Source organism: Proteiniphilum saccharofermentans (assembly GCF_900095135.1).
In the GTDB taxonomy this organism is placed as follows: Bacteria; Bacteroidota; Bacteroidia; order Bacteroidales; family Dysgonomonadaceae; genus Proteiniphilum; species Proteiniphilum saccharofermentans.
In genome coordinates this window covers 1,169,705-1,184,670 of record NZ_LT605205.1, presented here as the reverse complement: position 1 = coordinate 1,184,670, position 14,966 = coordinate 1,169,705, and the positions used below count along the sequence as shown (strand labels likewise).

The window sequence follows — 14,966 nt, the reverse complement described above, 5'->3', positions numbered from 1 at the left end:
AACTTTTGGGGGCATTGCATATATATCCTTTATTCCATTTTGATCTTTTTCAGGTATTCCGAAGGAGACAGACCAAATTCTTCTTTAAAGCATTGTCTGAAATAAACAGGACTGTTCATGCCGACTCTAAAGGAAACTTCCGAGATATTGTATTTTCCTGTTAACAGGAGGCGCTCTGCATTATTCATCTTTACTTTGCGTACAAACTCATTGGTGGAAATACCCGTCAGCGCTTTCACTTTTCTGTAAAGGGTGGAATTACTCATAAAGAGTTTACCCGATAAATAACTAATATCGACTTTCTCCGACTGGATATTTTCCTCGATCAGGCGTGTCAGGTTCTCCAGAAACTCATTATCGAGTTTGTTCAGTGACTCTTTAAACAGAGCGCTTTTTTCATCTTTCCCCGAATCGAGCACGAACTGTGTGGCCAGTCTTTTTCGGGTCTCCAGCAGGTTGTTGATGCGGCTGTGAAGAAGAGACGCGCTGAATGGTTTTGTTAAATAAGAATCGGCCCCTGATCTGTAACCCTCTTCTTTATCTTGTAGTGAATCTTTTGCGGTGAGCAGGATAACCGGGATATGGCTGGTTCTTACATCCGCCTTTATCTTCTGACAAAAAGTGATCCCATCCATACCGGGCATCATAATGTCGCTTACAATGATATCAGGAATATGGGCGAAGGCTGCATTGCACCCCTCTTCACCTTCACCTGCAGTAATAACATGGAATGAATCCGATAATGAATCAAGTATATATTCACGGATCTCCGGGTTATCCTCAACAACCAGCAAAATAGGTTTTCCGTTCGACTTTGTCTCCTCCGCAGATTCATTTATACTTTCTGCTGATTCAGGAATCTCTTCTTCCCGGTCATTGTGTAATGCATTCGGATATATATTATGCGTGAGCAATGAAAAATAGAAACTACTGCCTTCGTTTATTTTACTTTCAACCCTGATCTCTCCCTCATGCAGGTCTGCAAGATTTTTCACAAGTGCGAGTCCTATACCCGTACCCGGGACTTGCCGGGTGCCTTTTGCCTGGTAGTATCTGTCAAAAATACGTGTCTGGTCTTCTTTTGATATTCCGTAACCAGTATCCTCCACTTTAATTTCGGTATAGGAAAGATTATTACGCATTGTTGTGTATAAAGATATTTTTATTGATCCTTTGTCAGTATATTTCATTGCATTGGAGATGAGGTTATCCAATATGATATTCACAATCTCTTTATCGAAATAGAGAAACATCTCCTCATCTTCAATATTTATCCCAAATTGGATATTTTGTTTTACATTCAGTTCCATGTATTTAAGTCCGGATTCTTTTACCAGGACAGCCAGATTGGATTTACTTACACAGAGTCTTCTGTTCTGGGTCTCTGCTTTCCTGAATTCAAGTATTTGGTTGATCAGATTCAACAGTTGGAGCGCACTCTGGCGTACAATGGATATCTTCTGCTGCTGTCTGGATAATAATTGACCATCCTTTTGTAAATCTTCCAAAGGGCCTAATATAAGTGTCAACGGCGTACGTAATTCATGAGCGATATTCGTGTAGAACCTCAATCGCTCATTATTCAATTCCTGCTCCTGCTCACGATTATTCTTCTCCAACTCATAGGAACTCTGCATTTCCAATCTCTTTTTATAAGCCAGCAGGAAAAAGAACACGATGAGCAGGCCTGCCGCCACATAAAGAGTTTTAGCCCACCATGTAAGCCATAAAGGAGGCTGTATATGAATGGAAAGAGGATAAATGCTCTCCGGAGACCACTCCTGATTTCTTATTCGTGTGTTAACCAGGAATTTATAATGTCCCGGAGGGACATTGCGGAACATAACCGTATTGTCATTTACAGTATGCCATACTTCATCCAATCCTTCCAGCATATATGCATAATCTACGTGATTGGTCAACGAATAGTCCTGAATATTGAAAGAGATACTGAATGTATTCTGCTTATGATTCAAAACGATATGTCTGTTTTTTTCTACAAACGAGTTGATGTGCTGATCATTTTTTGGTGCTACTCCCGATTCATAGATTTTCATATCAGTTATAACAACCTGAGGTACAATACGCTCTTCCAATACAAATGCCGGATTAAAATAGCACACCCCTTTGTTATACCCGAAATAGATGCTCCCTTTTTTATCTTTTGTCACGGCACCGGATGAGAAACTACCCATCGGCGACTTATCGAGGAGATTGTAATTATAGAATTGTTTTTTTTCTCTTACATAGCAAGTGATCCCGTCGTTACTGCTGAACCAGATATTTCCCGCACCATCCTCTGTGATAGCCCGGATATTGGTATTATGTAAACCATTGTCACGCTGAAATACTTCGTAGTGAAACGAATCGTGTTCTGCAAAACGTACCAGTCCCTCCCCCGTAGCAATCCATATCTCTCCATATGAATCCCGGAAGATCTGATTTATAGTATTGGAACAAAAATTGTTATACTCATTAAAATCGGCCAACAACTGCATATCTTTCGTATAAACGGCAAGTCCTAGCCCAAAAGTACCAATCCACATCCGTCCGAGATGGTCCTGATTAATCGCTCTTACCTGATCCTCCGGTAACTGGTTGTTTTTTGTATCATAGTGATGTATCATCCTCCTTGTTTTCCCATCCAACACCCAGATACCTTCCTGAGTACCAACCCATATATTTGCATCTGCATCCTCAAAGAAACAGCGAACATCCCAATTACGACCACCATTCACTACAATAGGTTGAAATCTTTTGCTCTGGTGATCGTAAAAGTCTATCCCCGTCAGAAAAGATCCAAGCCAGATATTCCCCCGGCTATCTTTCATCATTGTCTGTATCGTATTATGGGTAAGGGTACCCCTCTCCTTATTGTATATCCGGATGCGCTGTCCGTTCTCAAAAACATTGACACCGCTTCCGTCAGTACCTATCCACAGCTTTTCATCATTATCTAAACACAAACTTAACGCGATACGGTTGTTCAGGCTATTCACATCGTCCGGTAGCGGAGAGTACCCGTAAGATTCGAATAGCGGTTGCGTGTGACCGATAAAATTGATTCCTCCACCATAGGTGGCTAACCATATATTCCCGAATGAATCCTGAAAAATAGATCTGACCGTTGCAACAGAAAGGCTATATTTATTGTGTCCTGCCATGTAATGTTGAATGGAAGGCTGGCCCGACGGCATAAAAAAATGTTGCTTTATATCAATTACAGCAATACCGTTGAGTTCTGTCGCTACCCATAACTTATGGTCGTTCATCTGCCGGATATCGAATATCCTGGAAGTTAGTATTCCCTGGGAGGAACTGTCTACCGAAATAAATTTGCCCGCATCACTGTTAAAAAGAGCCAAACCCTTATCGGTACCTACCCAGATATTGTTGTTGGGATCTTTGTATATGCACCTTACCTCGTTTCCGGGGATACTCTCCTTGTCGGAAGGGTTATTCCGAAAGTTGACAACCTGTCCGTCATTCAATGATAAAACGCTCATTCCATGCTGTACATGTCCGATGTAAAGATTTCCGTTATGGTCGTCTAATATTGTCCATACCATATCCGATACCAGATCAGGCAAAGTTTCTGTATTATAGTGGGTAAATTCTTTTGTACGCTTATTAAAATATTCTACCCCCCGGTAATAGGTACTGATCCACAGGTTGCCGTCAGCAGCAGGAGTAATTGATGTGATATCATTTGTGATAAGACTTGAAGGTGACTCATCATTATGTGTAAAAACTTCTAAAGTGTTATGCTCATAGTTGTATGCATCCAGTCCGGCGCGTTGAGTCGCTATCCAAATGACAGGCTCAACCGGATCGGCGTAAATATAATTGAGTTCATTGCCGCTGATATTTCCGGTATGTTTGTAATAACTGGTAAAACGGGTTCCGTCGAATTTATTTAGTCCCTCTTCAGTGGCAAACCAGAGGAACCCATCTTTATCCTGTGTAATACTTACCACATAATTATTGGATAATCCCTGCTCCCGCCCCAGTGAAGTAATGACAGACGGCTGTGCTTGTAATCCGGCCATCGTAACGACTAAAATCAGTATCAAAAATGTTTCTCTCTTTATACCCTTCATACTATAAATTAGCTTCATAATTCAAATATAACACTAATTTATATTCCAGGGATGTTAAATCATGCATTGCACGATTTAACGTCCTTCTTTGCATGATTTTTGTCTCATCCCTAGTTGCAATTTGTCATAATTTTGCTTCAGTTATGATATCATCGAAAGAAACTGTTATCAACGTTTAATTGAAATATTATGATGGAAAGCTATTCTAATGCTATGGTTTTCATCATCGGGTACAAAAAAGAGGTGAGGCAGACAATAACGTGAATAACAGGTTTCCTGTAGCCTGTGCTAATTTTTAATACATTAAGAATCGAGGTCGGATGAGCATTTGTATATAATTTAAAATTGTGTTATAATCTAAAAAAGCATGAAAGAATGAAAACAAAGAATTATTTTTTTACTACCTTCCTGCTATGGACTTTTTCATTATCAGTCTTATGGTTTACAGGATGTAATGATGATGATGGATATCCAGAGGTTGACGGTCAGAATCCTGTGCTGACATTGACAACAAGCCATATTCAATCCGGGGTTGGGCGGACAATCACCATTGAAGGGAGTGTCAGCGACAAAGACGGGATTTCAGCGATCAGACTCGAATGTGACGATCTTAATCTCGATAAGACCATTAACCTGATTGAGATCTATGAAAAACCGCTCGAAACGTATGACCTGAGCTACAAATTCAATATCCAGAGAGATGAAACCGGAGAACAATTTACTATTAAAGTTACGGTGACCGACGTGGGAGGGCGTACTGTCTCGGAAGATTTACTGGTGACACTGGACGGTGACTTTGAGAAACCTTTATTCACACTCTCTCCGGACAAGAATGTTACGGTGCTTATTAAAGCCGAGACTAAATTTAATCTGCGTTTTTCTGTTTCAGACGATCGTGCCTTAGATTATGTGACGATTGAGATTCCCGGTATAGACGGTTTTACATCACTCCGACTGGAAGCCAACGGAGAGAAAACATTTGATTTCGTAGAAAGAATCACTTTGCCGAATATCGAGCAGATGTACAATGTGACGATTACAGCTGTAGACAGAATGGGAAATGAATCTGTAGCCGGCAGTATCATCTCCGTGTCTGAAATGCCCGATTTCGAAAAAATGTACTTGGCAGACGTTGCCACGGTGGAAGAATTGAACAGTGACGTATTCGGGGTTCCAATGCGTATCGAACGTACAGGCGCTTATCAATATAAGGCCAATTACTATAACCAGCAGGCCGGTACGAAAATCTTCTTCCTGCCGCAAAAGAGCGATTTTTCTCCGATTTGCTTCGGACTCGATCCGGAAGATAGCAGCAAATTGACAGACGATCCTGAAACAGTAAAACCGATCGTACTGGAACAGGCCAATATTTACTATGAGATTACATTTGATACCCAGAATAGTACTTACAGTATCAGGACTTATCCGATTGCCGAAGCTATTAATCCCATACCTCATAAATACGGATCAACAAGTCTCGATACATGGGGAGACGGCGGTTCCTGGCTGCAGGAGTTTTATTTTGGTTACATGACAAGCAATCCCCGGGAGGTAGAACGGTTCTCGCAGGATGCGACAAACCCGAATCTCTTTTATCTTGAAGAACCATTATTCCTTGAAGCCGGTACTCAGATGAACTTCGTTATCCACAATTGGCATTCTGATGGTTGGTGGAACTATTGTACATGGCGTGTGGATAATTCGGCTGAACCTGAAATCTTCGGATATTACGGCAAAGAGGCTAAATACACCAATCCCGCGTGGACAAAACCTGACCATGTAGGTGATAACTGGGCGAAACCGGTCGTGAATACCACTGGAAATTACAAACTTATATTTGATGCTCATCTTGAAAGGGCCAAATTGGTTCCCGCTAATTAATTAAGTAACATTTGATATGAAAAAACAGATATTATTATTGTGTCTTGCCTTGATAAGCCTGGGTGCTCATGCGCAAATCACTGTAAGGGGTAAAGTCACTTCAGCAACAGATAATGAGCCGCTGATCGGTGCAACAATACAGATAAAAGGTTCCGGTAACGGGACTGTAACTGATATGGATGGTAATTACACATTGAACAATATCGCTGAAGATGATATACTTGTCTTCTCTTCGATAGGTTATGAAACACAAGAGATCCGCGTAGCTAATCAGAATACAATCAATGTGGTGATGGAAGAGGCACAGGAACTTCTTGAAGAACTGGTGGTGATCGGTTACGGCACTGTGCGGAAAAGCGACCTGACCAGTTCCATCTCTACCATAAAAGGAGAGGAGATCACCAAGGTAACTACCGGTAATGCCATGGATGCCCTTCAGGGTAAGGTGAATGGCGTGCAAGTGACCAGTGGAGGCGGACCGGGTACAACTCCCAAAGTATTGATTCGTGGTGTCACTACAGTGAATGGCAGCGACCCATTGTACGTGGTGGACGGAATGCCTGTAGGTACGAACATCAATTTTCTGAACAGCAACGACATCGAATCCATGGAAGTGTTGAAAGATGCTTCGGCTGCTGCTATCTACGGTACGCGTGGTTCTAACGGCGTCATCCTGATTACTACTAAAAAAGGTTCTGCCGGAAAGACTTTGTTCAATTTCACTTCTTCAGTCGGTTTCCAGAATATAGCCAATCCGAATATGGCAAAAGCTTCGGAATATGAACAGGTTTTCAAGGCCCGTTATACAAACGACGGACGTACACCGGTATGGAACAGCAAAGACAATATCACCGATGCTGAAGGTACCGACTGGTGGAATGAAGTTGTCAATAAAACGGCGCTGGTACAGAACTACGCGTTCAGCGCTTCGGGAGGAAACGACAAACTTGTGTATAATTTGAGCCTGGGCTATTTCCGTAACAATTCACAGTACGATGTGGGCTACTGGGATAAGATCAATGTCCGGTTGAATACGGAATATACATTCAATCAATATATAAAGATGGGCTTTGATATTGCTCCACGTGTAGAGTCGTGGGATAATACTCCAAATTTATTTTCAGCGGCGATGTCTATGGATCCCACTACGCCTATTTTTAAACCGGAGGAAGAATGGGTGGACAATCACTATAACAATTATGCGCGCTCTTACAACAACCAGGAGTGGAACCCCGTAGCATCACTTGCGCGCCAGAACGCTTACTCCCGTGAGTACGGCGTAATTGTTAATCCCTATTTACAATTAACGCCTTTAGAAGGATTAACACTACGCACCCAGTTTGGTGCCAATGCCCATATCCGTCGTTCGGACGCCTTTACTCCGGAATTCGAGATCGATCAGCTCGAAAAATCCACTTACAGCAATGTTTCCCGGGAGATGAAAGAATGGTTAGACTGGAACTGGACGAATACCGCGAATTATATGCGGACTTTTGACGATAAACATAATCTTAACCTCATGGCGGGTTTTACCGCAGAACGCTTTGCAGAATACTGGGTAAAGGGAGCACGCGACGATACTCCCAATAATTCCGAAAATTTGCAGGAGGTAAGTGCCGGCACACTGAATCAACAAGCCACAGGTAATACTGCATACAGCACTTTACTTTCTTATATCGGGCGTGTGATGTACAATTACGATGGTCGTTACTATCTGACCGCTTCACTCCGTACAGATGGCTCTTCTAAATTCCCTGAGGGCAACAAATATGCAGTATTCCCATCTGTTTCGGCAGCCTGGCGTTTAACCGGAGAAGAATTCATGCAGGATCAGGACATTTTCAACAACCTGAAAATACGTGCCGGTTGGGGACGCGTAGGTAACCAAAATATCTCCAACTCCGCTTACCTGACCCTTCTCTCAAGCGCTGACGCCGTATTTGGTAGAAACCCAAGCCGTGTAACCGGTACGACTATCTCTTCTGTCGGTAACAACAGGCTGAAATGGGAAACTGTAGAAGACTATAACTTAGGATTGGATATGTCTTTTTTGGATTCCCGCCTGAATGTAACGTTTGACATCTATCAAAAAAAGTCATACGACATGCTTTATAGAAAACAGAATATTTTTGCCGTAGGATATCCGGACTGGAATAGCCAGGTAACCATGAATATCGGGAGCATGAAAGCCACCGGTTGGGAATTGAGCTTCGATTGGAACGACAGGATCACCAATGATTTCAGTTATAATATCGGCCTGAACCTTTCAGCTGTAAAAAATAAAGCAGTAAAACTTTCCGGAGACGGCCCTGTCAATACCGGCGGTTTCAACTCCGATCAGATCATCCGTAATGAAGATGGTGCAGAAATCGGCCGCTTCTATGGATATGTAGCAGACGGACTGTTCCAGAATTTAAGTGAAGTGTATGCACACACCGATGAACATGGAACCATCCTCCAGCCTAACGCACAACCGGGTGATATCCGTTTCAAAGATTTGAACCATGACGGTGTGTTGGATGAAAATGACAAAACTTATATCGGCAATGCCTATCCCGATTTAATGGCGGGACTGAACTTGGGTTTGAACTATAAGAGTTTCGATTTCAATGCTAACTTTTACGGTACATTTGGTAACGATATTTTCAACACCACCAAGAGACTGTATGCCGGCACGAACGGCAGCAACGTGTATGCCGGTACACTGAACAAGGTTTGGCACGGCGAAGGAACCAGTAACGATATTCCCCGCTTAACGGTTAACGACAATAACTTAAATTACACCCGCGTCTCCAGCTTCTATGTGGAAGATGGGTCGTATTTCCGCTGTAAGCTGCTCCAGGTGGGTTACACGTTGCCAAAGAATATTATTCCCGGCACAAACCTTCGCATCTCATTCTCTGCCCAAAATCCTTTCACGATTACCAACTATTCGGGAATGGATCCGGAACGTCCACAGATGGGTGCAAGCGTCATTGAAACCGGAATTGACTGGATAGCTTATCCGAATCCGCGTACTTTTTTATTCGGTATTGATTTAAAATTCTAATGATTATGAAGCAGATATTTATTATATTGGCACTCTTTGCCACCGTATCCTTTTCAGCATGTTCCGACTTCCTGGTGGAAGATGTGAGGGGACAAGAGAATCTCGACACCTACTTTCAAAGTGAAAACGATGCAGAATCGTTTCTGACTGGCTGCTACAATGCGATCACCTATCATGGTTGGTGGCAGATTGAAAACTTCTGGATTTTGACCGATATGTGTAGTGATGACCTCTGGATGGGTAACACCACACAAGACCAAAGCGGATATATTTCACTGGCACATTACCAGGGTGTCGGACAAAGCAATGGTACCATATCCAACTTCTGGCAGTACCGTTATAAAGGTATCCTGCGTAGCAATATCGCTATTGAACGTATACCTGAAGCACCTATACGGGACGAAAGAAAAAAAGAACGCTTAATTGGTGAAGCCAAATTCCTGCGTGCTTATTTCTATTTTGAACTGGTAAAGAACTTCGGCGATGTGCCTATTATAGAAGGATTTTTATTGCCGGAAGAAGTGAGCGGCATCACGCGTTCGAGTACGGAAGACGTGTATGCTTTGATCGAACAGGATCTCACAGATGCAGCCAACGTACTTCCGCAGCGCAGTGAATATAGTGCCGATGACATGGGGCGTGCAACTCGCGGTGCCGCTCTTGGGATGTTGGGGAAAGCATATCTTTATCAGAATAAATTTGAAAAGGCCAGGGATATCCTCAAAACAGTCATCGATGAAGGTGAATATAAGCTGATGACTAATTTCGGTGATGTATGGAGTATAGATGCCGAAAATAATGAAGAGTCCCTCTTTGAGGTACAGAATATGTATGATGAGACGTATGAACTTGGCGGCAGCTTGTCTATCGTAACAGGCAACCGTTCCGGTGGCGATCAGGATGGATGGGCCTGGGGATTACCCACTGCCAATCTTGAAAATGCTTTCATTGAAGCCGGAGACACAGAACGACTGAGATGGACAATTATCAAGCACGGCGCAACAGAAATAGCAGGGGAAGACAATTTCGACGAACTCATTGCTGCTCAGGGTAACCAAAATGGTGACGGCACTTATTGTATTGATCCGGCCAAACATAAGCCGGCCCGCATCAATCGCAAATTCTGGTTGCCTTTTACTAAACGTCCCGCAAATTATAATCAACCGAGAGTGCCTTTGAATCATCGCATTCTGCGCTATGCCGACATCCTTTTGATGTATGCTGAGGCTTGCAATGAGACCGGTGACGATGCAACTGCCCGTAATGCTTTAAACCAGGTACGCAATCGTGTTAACCTTGAGGCTGTAACCGCCAGCGGAAATGAACTTCGGAATGCCATTCGCGCAGAGCGTCGTCTTGAGCTGGCATGTGAAAACCACCGACTTTATGACATTCGTCGTTGGACGGACGACAATGGGAAAAAGGTGATTGCCAATATTATGGGAGTAAACGGATCATTTGTGCAATGGAATACGAGTGAAACAACTGCTGATCCTTACGAATGGGAGAATCAGTATGAACCGAGTAATAAAGGGATCACATTCAACGAAAACCGGGACTTACTGTTCCCGATTCCGCTATACGAAATCACCATGTCCAATGGTTCGATTACACAGAATCCGGGTTGGAATTAAATGTTCTCCAGGGTAGTCATGTCTCTGCCGCGGATAGTTCGGAAAAATTATTCGGGGCAGTTTTATTAAAATAACAGTTATTATGCAATTTAAATATTATTTCTGCTTACTTTTAATATTTGTAATTTCTGCATGCAACGACAGGACAGATCCAGAACCCGGACAGTCCGGTACAAATGTGGAAAAGACGGTTACAATTGATATCGGAAAAACGTTTCAGACGATAGACGGATTCGGTGCTTCCGACTGCTGGACGGCCAACTATGTTGGAAGAGACTGGGAGGCAAACCAGAAGGAATCGATAGCCCGTTTATTATTTTCACAGGATATCAATAATGGTACCCCTGAAGGAATAGGCTTGTCGATGTGGCGTTTTAACCTGGGAGCAGGAACGGCTGAGCAGGGTGATGATAGTGGTATCGACGACAAATCGCGCCGTGCAGAATCTTTCCTCAATGCTGACGGGACTTATGATTGGAGCCGTCAACAGGGGCAACAGTATTTCCTGGAAAAGGCGCGTGAGTATGGTTGCGGGTCATTTGTAATGTTCAGCAATTCGCCGCCGGTTCACTATACCTACAACGGAAAAGGATTTTCGGCACGCGGAGCACGTAGTAACCTGAAGGAAGAACACTACGATGATTTTGCTGCCTATATGGCCAACGTAGCTGAATATTTCAAAAATAATAAAAATATTACATTCTCATACATAAGTCCAGTGAACGAGCCTCAATACAATTGGGAAAGCGGCCAGGAGGGAAGTGGCTGGCAAAATGCCGAAATAAAACGCCTGGTTATGGGACTGGATAACGCCCTCAGCCGGAAAAATCTGGATAGCAGGATCCTTATTACGGAATCGGGAGACTGGGAGTACCTTTATAAAATAAAGGGTGATGCTGCCCGCAGCAATCAGATAACCGAGTTTTTCTCGCCCGAGTCAGCCAATTATATCGGTGACCTCACGCATGTAGAACTACTGATAGGGGGACACAGTTACTGGACAGACGGAAACTGGGATACGATGAAAAGTGTCAGAAGTCAACTGGGAGCAGCGGCGTCAGCAAAAGGATTAAAAATATATCAGACCGAATGGAGCATGCTTGGAGATCATTTCAACGACAAAGATTACCCCGGCCACGAGTCGGCTACTCCTCTTGACATAGCGCTTCACATGTCAAAAGTTATTTATCACGATTTAACCACTGCCAATGTCAGTTCATGGTCGTTCTGGACCAGTATGGACATGGCACGCTGGGATCATAAGAACCGTTTTCTGCTGATCGATCTGGTTCCGGGAAGCGGTATTTACGGAGATATTTCCGAAAGCGGCAGGCATGAGGCTACCAAAAGTTTGTGGGTACTGGGAAATTACAGTCTGTTTATCAGACCGGGTTACCAACGTGTCGATCTGAGCATAGAGAATCCGTCGAGCTCGTTTTTCGGATCTGCCTGGATGTCCCCCGACAAAAAACGGCTGGTGGTGGTATATACCAATATGACCGGAAAATCTATCGCCATTAATCTGAACGTTACAGGGCTGGGAAGGCATTCATCAGTGAAACAATATACAACATCCCGGACAAAAGACCTGGGAGAAAATACTCCTTCCGGGGAGGAAACAGTAATTGACCCTTTGTCTGTTACTACATTCGTCTATGAATTTTAATTAATTAAAAAATAATCGCATGCGAAAAAAAACTCTGTCAATCGTTATTTTACTGGTTATGTGCATTGCCCCGTCTCTCCAGGCACAGGTATCTTTCGGGTCGCCTGAAAAGATCAATGGCAACTGGAAATTTGTCCTGAACGATGCGCAGGACGGACAATCGGTCACGTTGGACGACACAAGGTGGCAACCCATATCGTTACCCCATGACTGGAGTGTAAAAGGTCAGTTAAGTCCTACGCTTGCCAGTTGCACGGGATACCTTCCGGGAGGCATTGGATGGTACCGTAAAACAATCGATATTCCAGCCGACAAACAGGGGCAGAAAGTATATCTCTATTTCGAAGGAGTTTATAACCGCAGCGAAGTATTCCTCAACGGGCAATCGCTTGGCAAGCGCCCTAACGGGTATATCTCGTTCATGTATGATGCGACTCCCTATATTCAATACGGTCAGGAGAACGTAATTGCAGTACGGGTCGATCACAGCCAGTATGCCGATTCACGATGGTACACCGGTTCGGGTATTTACCGCGATGTATGGGTGGTATATGCCAATCCTGTACATATTGCCCAGTGGGGTGTATATGCCTATCCCGAAGAAGTAAGGAATGGCTACCAGTTGAATGTGGAAGTCGATATTAATAGAGAAGAAGTAAATAACACTTCATTAACTATTGTGAACGAACTGTTCTCTCCGGAAGGTAAACTTGTGGCGAAAGATTCGAAGAGGCTTACCGCAAAGCCGGGCAATGACAACAAACTGATTACTTCTTTAAAGATCAATAAACCGGCACTGTGGTCCCTGTCCGATCCTAATCTCTATGAGTTGAAGACGACCATACTCAGAGATGGTGTTGAAACCGATCAGACCACAACCCGTACCGGATTCCGCACCTACACCTTCGATCCCAATAAAGGATTTGCTTTGAACGGGGAGTGGATGAAAGTGAAAGGAGTATGTATACATCATGACGCAGGTGTACTGGGTGCGGCTGTTCCCCGGGAAGTATGGAAAAGACGTTTACAGACCCTGAAAGAGATAGGGGTGAATGCAGTCCGTACGAGTCACAATCCGCAGGCCACCGATCTGTACGAACTCTGTGATGAAATGGGGATATTGGTACTCAACGAAATGTACGACGAGTGGGTATTCCCCAAACGCAAATGGATAGAAGGCTGGAATGTAGGGACTCCCGGCTTTCAGGGCTCTTATGATATATTCAAGGAATGGGGGGAGATAGATCTGGCCGACCTGGTACGGCGCGACCGGAACCATATCTCTGTTTTTGCATGGAGTATCGGTAACGAGGTGGACTATCCCAACGATCCCTATTCGCATCCGGTTCTCGGAGGAGAGAAAGCGGGATTTACGCAGGCCACCTATGGCGGATATAATCCCGATGCCCCTGATGCAATGGAACTGGGTGATATTGCAAAGCGTTTGGTCAAAGTAGTAAAAGAATACGACCGGGCACGTCCCGTGACCGCGGGATTAGCCGGAGTGGCCATGTCGAACGAGACCGAATACCCGGGAGTATTGGACATTGCCGGATATAACTATACCGAAGACCGGTACGATAGCGACCATAAGAAGTATCCCGACCGGGTGATCTATGGAAGTGAGAACCGGCACGATATGGCAGCATGGAAAGCCACGCGCGACAGGGAACATATTTTCGGCCAGTTCCTCTGGACAGGGATCGATTATCTCGGGGAGTCGGGCAGATGGCCTTCAAGAGGCTTCTATTCGGGACTGCTCGATTTCGGTGGATTCATCAAGCCCAGAGGATACTTCCGGCAGTCATTATGGTCTGACAAACCGATGGCCTATCTGGGAACATATCCCACACCGGGCAGAGGAAGCCGGAACCAGTCAAGGGACGTATTGTCGCAGACGGAAACCGGGAATGTCTCGAACTATGTGGAAAGAGCACCCTCGATGGATGCATGGCCTGTATGGAACTACAGTGAAGGCCAATCGATCCGGGTGGTATGCTATACCAATGCCGCCAAAGCAAAACTGTTGCTGAACGGGACAGAGGTCGGCGAGACAAAAGAGTATGACGACAATACCGGCATTATATTCTGGGATATCCCCTACAAAGCCGGAAAATTGGAAGTGGTGGGTATGGATAAGGATAACAACCCTGTTTCCGGCTATACCATACAGTCATCGAAACGTCCCCATGCCTTACGGATCGTCCAGGCTGACAAACAGATAAAAAAAGAGAAAGGATTTTCCCATATTGTGGTACAGGTAGTGGATGAAGACGGCATCCCGGTGATGCTGTCGGACGACGAGGTTACCTGCCGGATAAGCGGTCCTGCCAAACTCCTCGGTCTGGAAGCCAGCAACAATTCCGATATGACCGACTATACCGATAACAGGCACCGTGTATTCCACGGCCGTATCCTGGCCTATGTACAGGCAACCGGTGAGCAGGGCGAAATAAAGATAGACTTTACTTCTCCCTGGCTAGAACCGGCAGAAATAACATTGAACGCTGAATAGTTAATACTTCAGCCACCCATACGATTCAAAGAACGGTCAAATGGAATTAATTTGTTATTTAGAGTGATAACTCAACCTTTTTAAGTGATAGTTCGAGTTTGTTTATATGCAGCCAGTCTAC

6 protein-coding genes are annotated in these 14,966 nt (G+C 44.2%); 5 read left to right on the top strand and 1 reads right to left on the bottom strand.

The window, feature by feature from the left end; translation table 11 throughout:
* Window positions 1-29 precede the first annotated feature (29 nt).
* Window positions 30-4,100, bottom strand: coding sequence for a hybrid sensor histidine kinase/response regulator transcription factor (locus tag PSM36_RS04640; RefSeq protein WP_076929282.1), 4,071 nt, complete (start codon window positions 4,098-4,100; stop codon window positions 30-32).
* Window positions 4,101-4,475: 375 nt separating this feature from the next.
* On the opposite strand from PSM36_RS04640, the gene PSM36_RS04635 reads away from it, so the two are divergent.
* The 5 genes from PSM36_RS04635 (at window position 4,476) to PSM36_RS04615 (ending at window position 14,845) form a co-directional block, all read left to right on the top strand.
* On the top strand, window positions 4,476-5,981 hold the full coding sequence (locus PSM36_RS04635; protein ID WP_076929279.1) for a hypothetical protein: 1,506 nt from the start codon (window positions 4,476-4,478) through the stop codon (window positions 5,979-5,981).
* Window positions 5,982-5,997: 16 nt separating this feature from the next.
* Window positions 5,998-9,030, top strand: a complete 3,033-nt coding sequence (locus PSM36_RS04630; RefSeq protein ID WP_076929277.1) for a SusC/RagA family TonB-linked outer membrane protein — start codon at window positions 5,998-6,000, stop codon at window positions 9,028-9,030.
* 5 nt (window positions 9,031-9,035) lie between these two features.
* Entirely contained in the window at window positions 9,036-10,664 is a 1,629-nt protein-coding gene (locus PSM36_RS04625; RefSeq protein ID WP_076932051.1) for a RagB/SusD family nutrient uptake outer membrane protein, read from the top strand.
* Between the two features lie 82 nt (window positions 10,665-10,746).
* On the top strand, window positions 10,747-12,330 hold the full coding sequence (locus PSM36_RS04620; RefSeq protein ID WP_076929275.1) for a glycoside hydrolase: 1,584 nt from the start codon (window positions 10,747-10,749) through the stop codon (window positions 12,328-12,330).
* 19 nt (window positions 12,331-12,349) lie between these two features.
* Window positions 12,350-14,845 (top strand): sugar-binding domain-containing protein, encoded by a 2,496-nt coding sequence (locus PSM36_RS04615; protein WP_076929273.1) that lies wholly within the window; start codon window positions 12,350-12,352, stop codon window positions 14,843-14,845.
* Window positions 14,846-14,966: the final 121 nt, after the last annotated feature.

Bases quoted from the DNA above. Each gene is read 5' to 3' on its own strand.
- PSM36_RS04615 (WP_076929273.1), top strand. From the start codon at position 12,350: ATGCGAAAAAAAACTCTGTCAATCGTTATTTTACTGGTTATGTGCATT.
- PSM36_RS04635 (WP_076929279.1), top strand. From the start codon at position 4,476: ATGAAAACAAAGAATTATTTTTTTACTACCTTCCTGCTATGGACTTTT.
- PSM36_RS04620 (WP_076929275.1), top strand. From the start codon at position 10,747: ATGCAATTTAAATATTATTTCTGCTTACTTTTAATATTTGTAATTTCT.
- PSM36_RS04630 (WP_076929277.1), top strand. From the start codon at position 5,998: ATGAAAAAACAGATATTATTATTGTGTCTTGCCTTGATAAGCCTGGGT.
- PSM36_RS04625 (WP_076932051.1), top strand. From the start codon at position 9,036: ATGAAGCAGATATTTATTATATTGGCACTCTTTGCCACCGTATCCTTT.
- PSM36_RS04640 (WP_076929282.1), bottom strand. From the start codon at position 4,100: ATGAAGGGTATAAAGAGAGAAACATTTTTGATACTGATTTTAGTCGTT.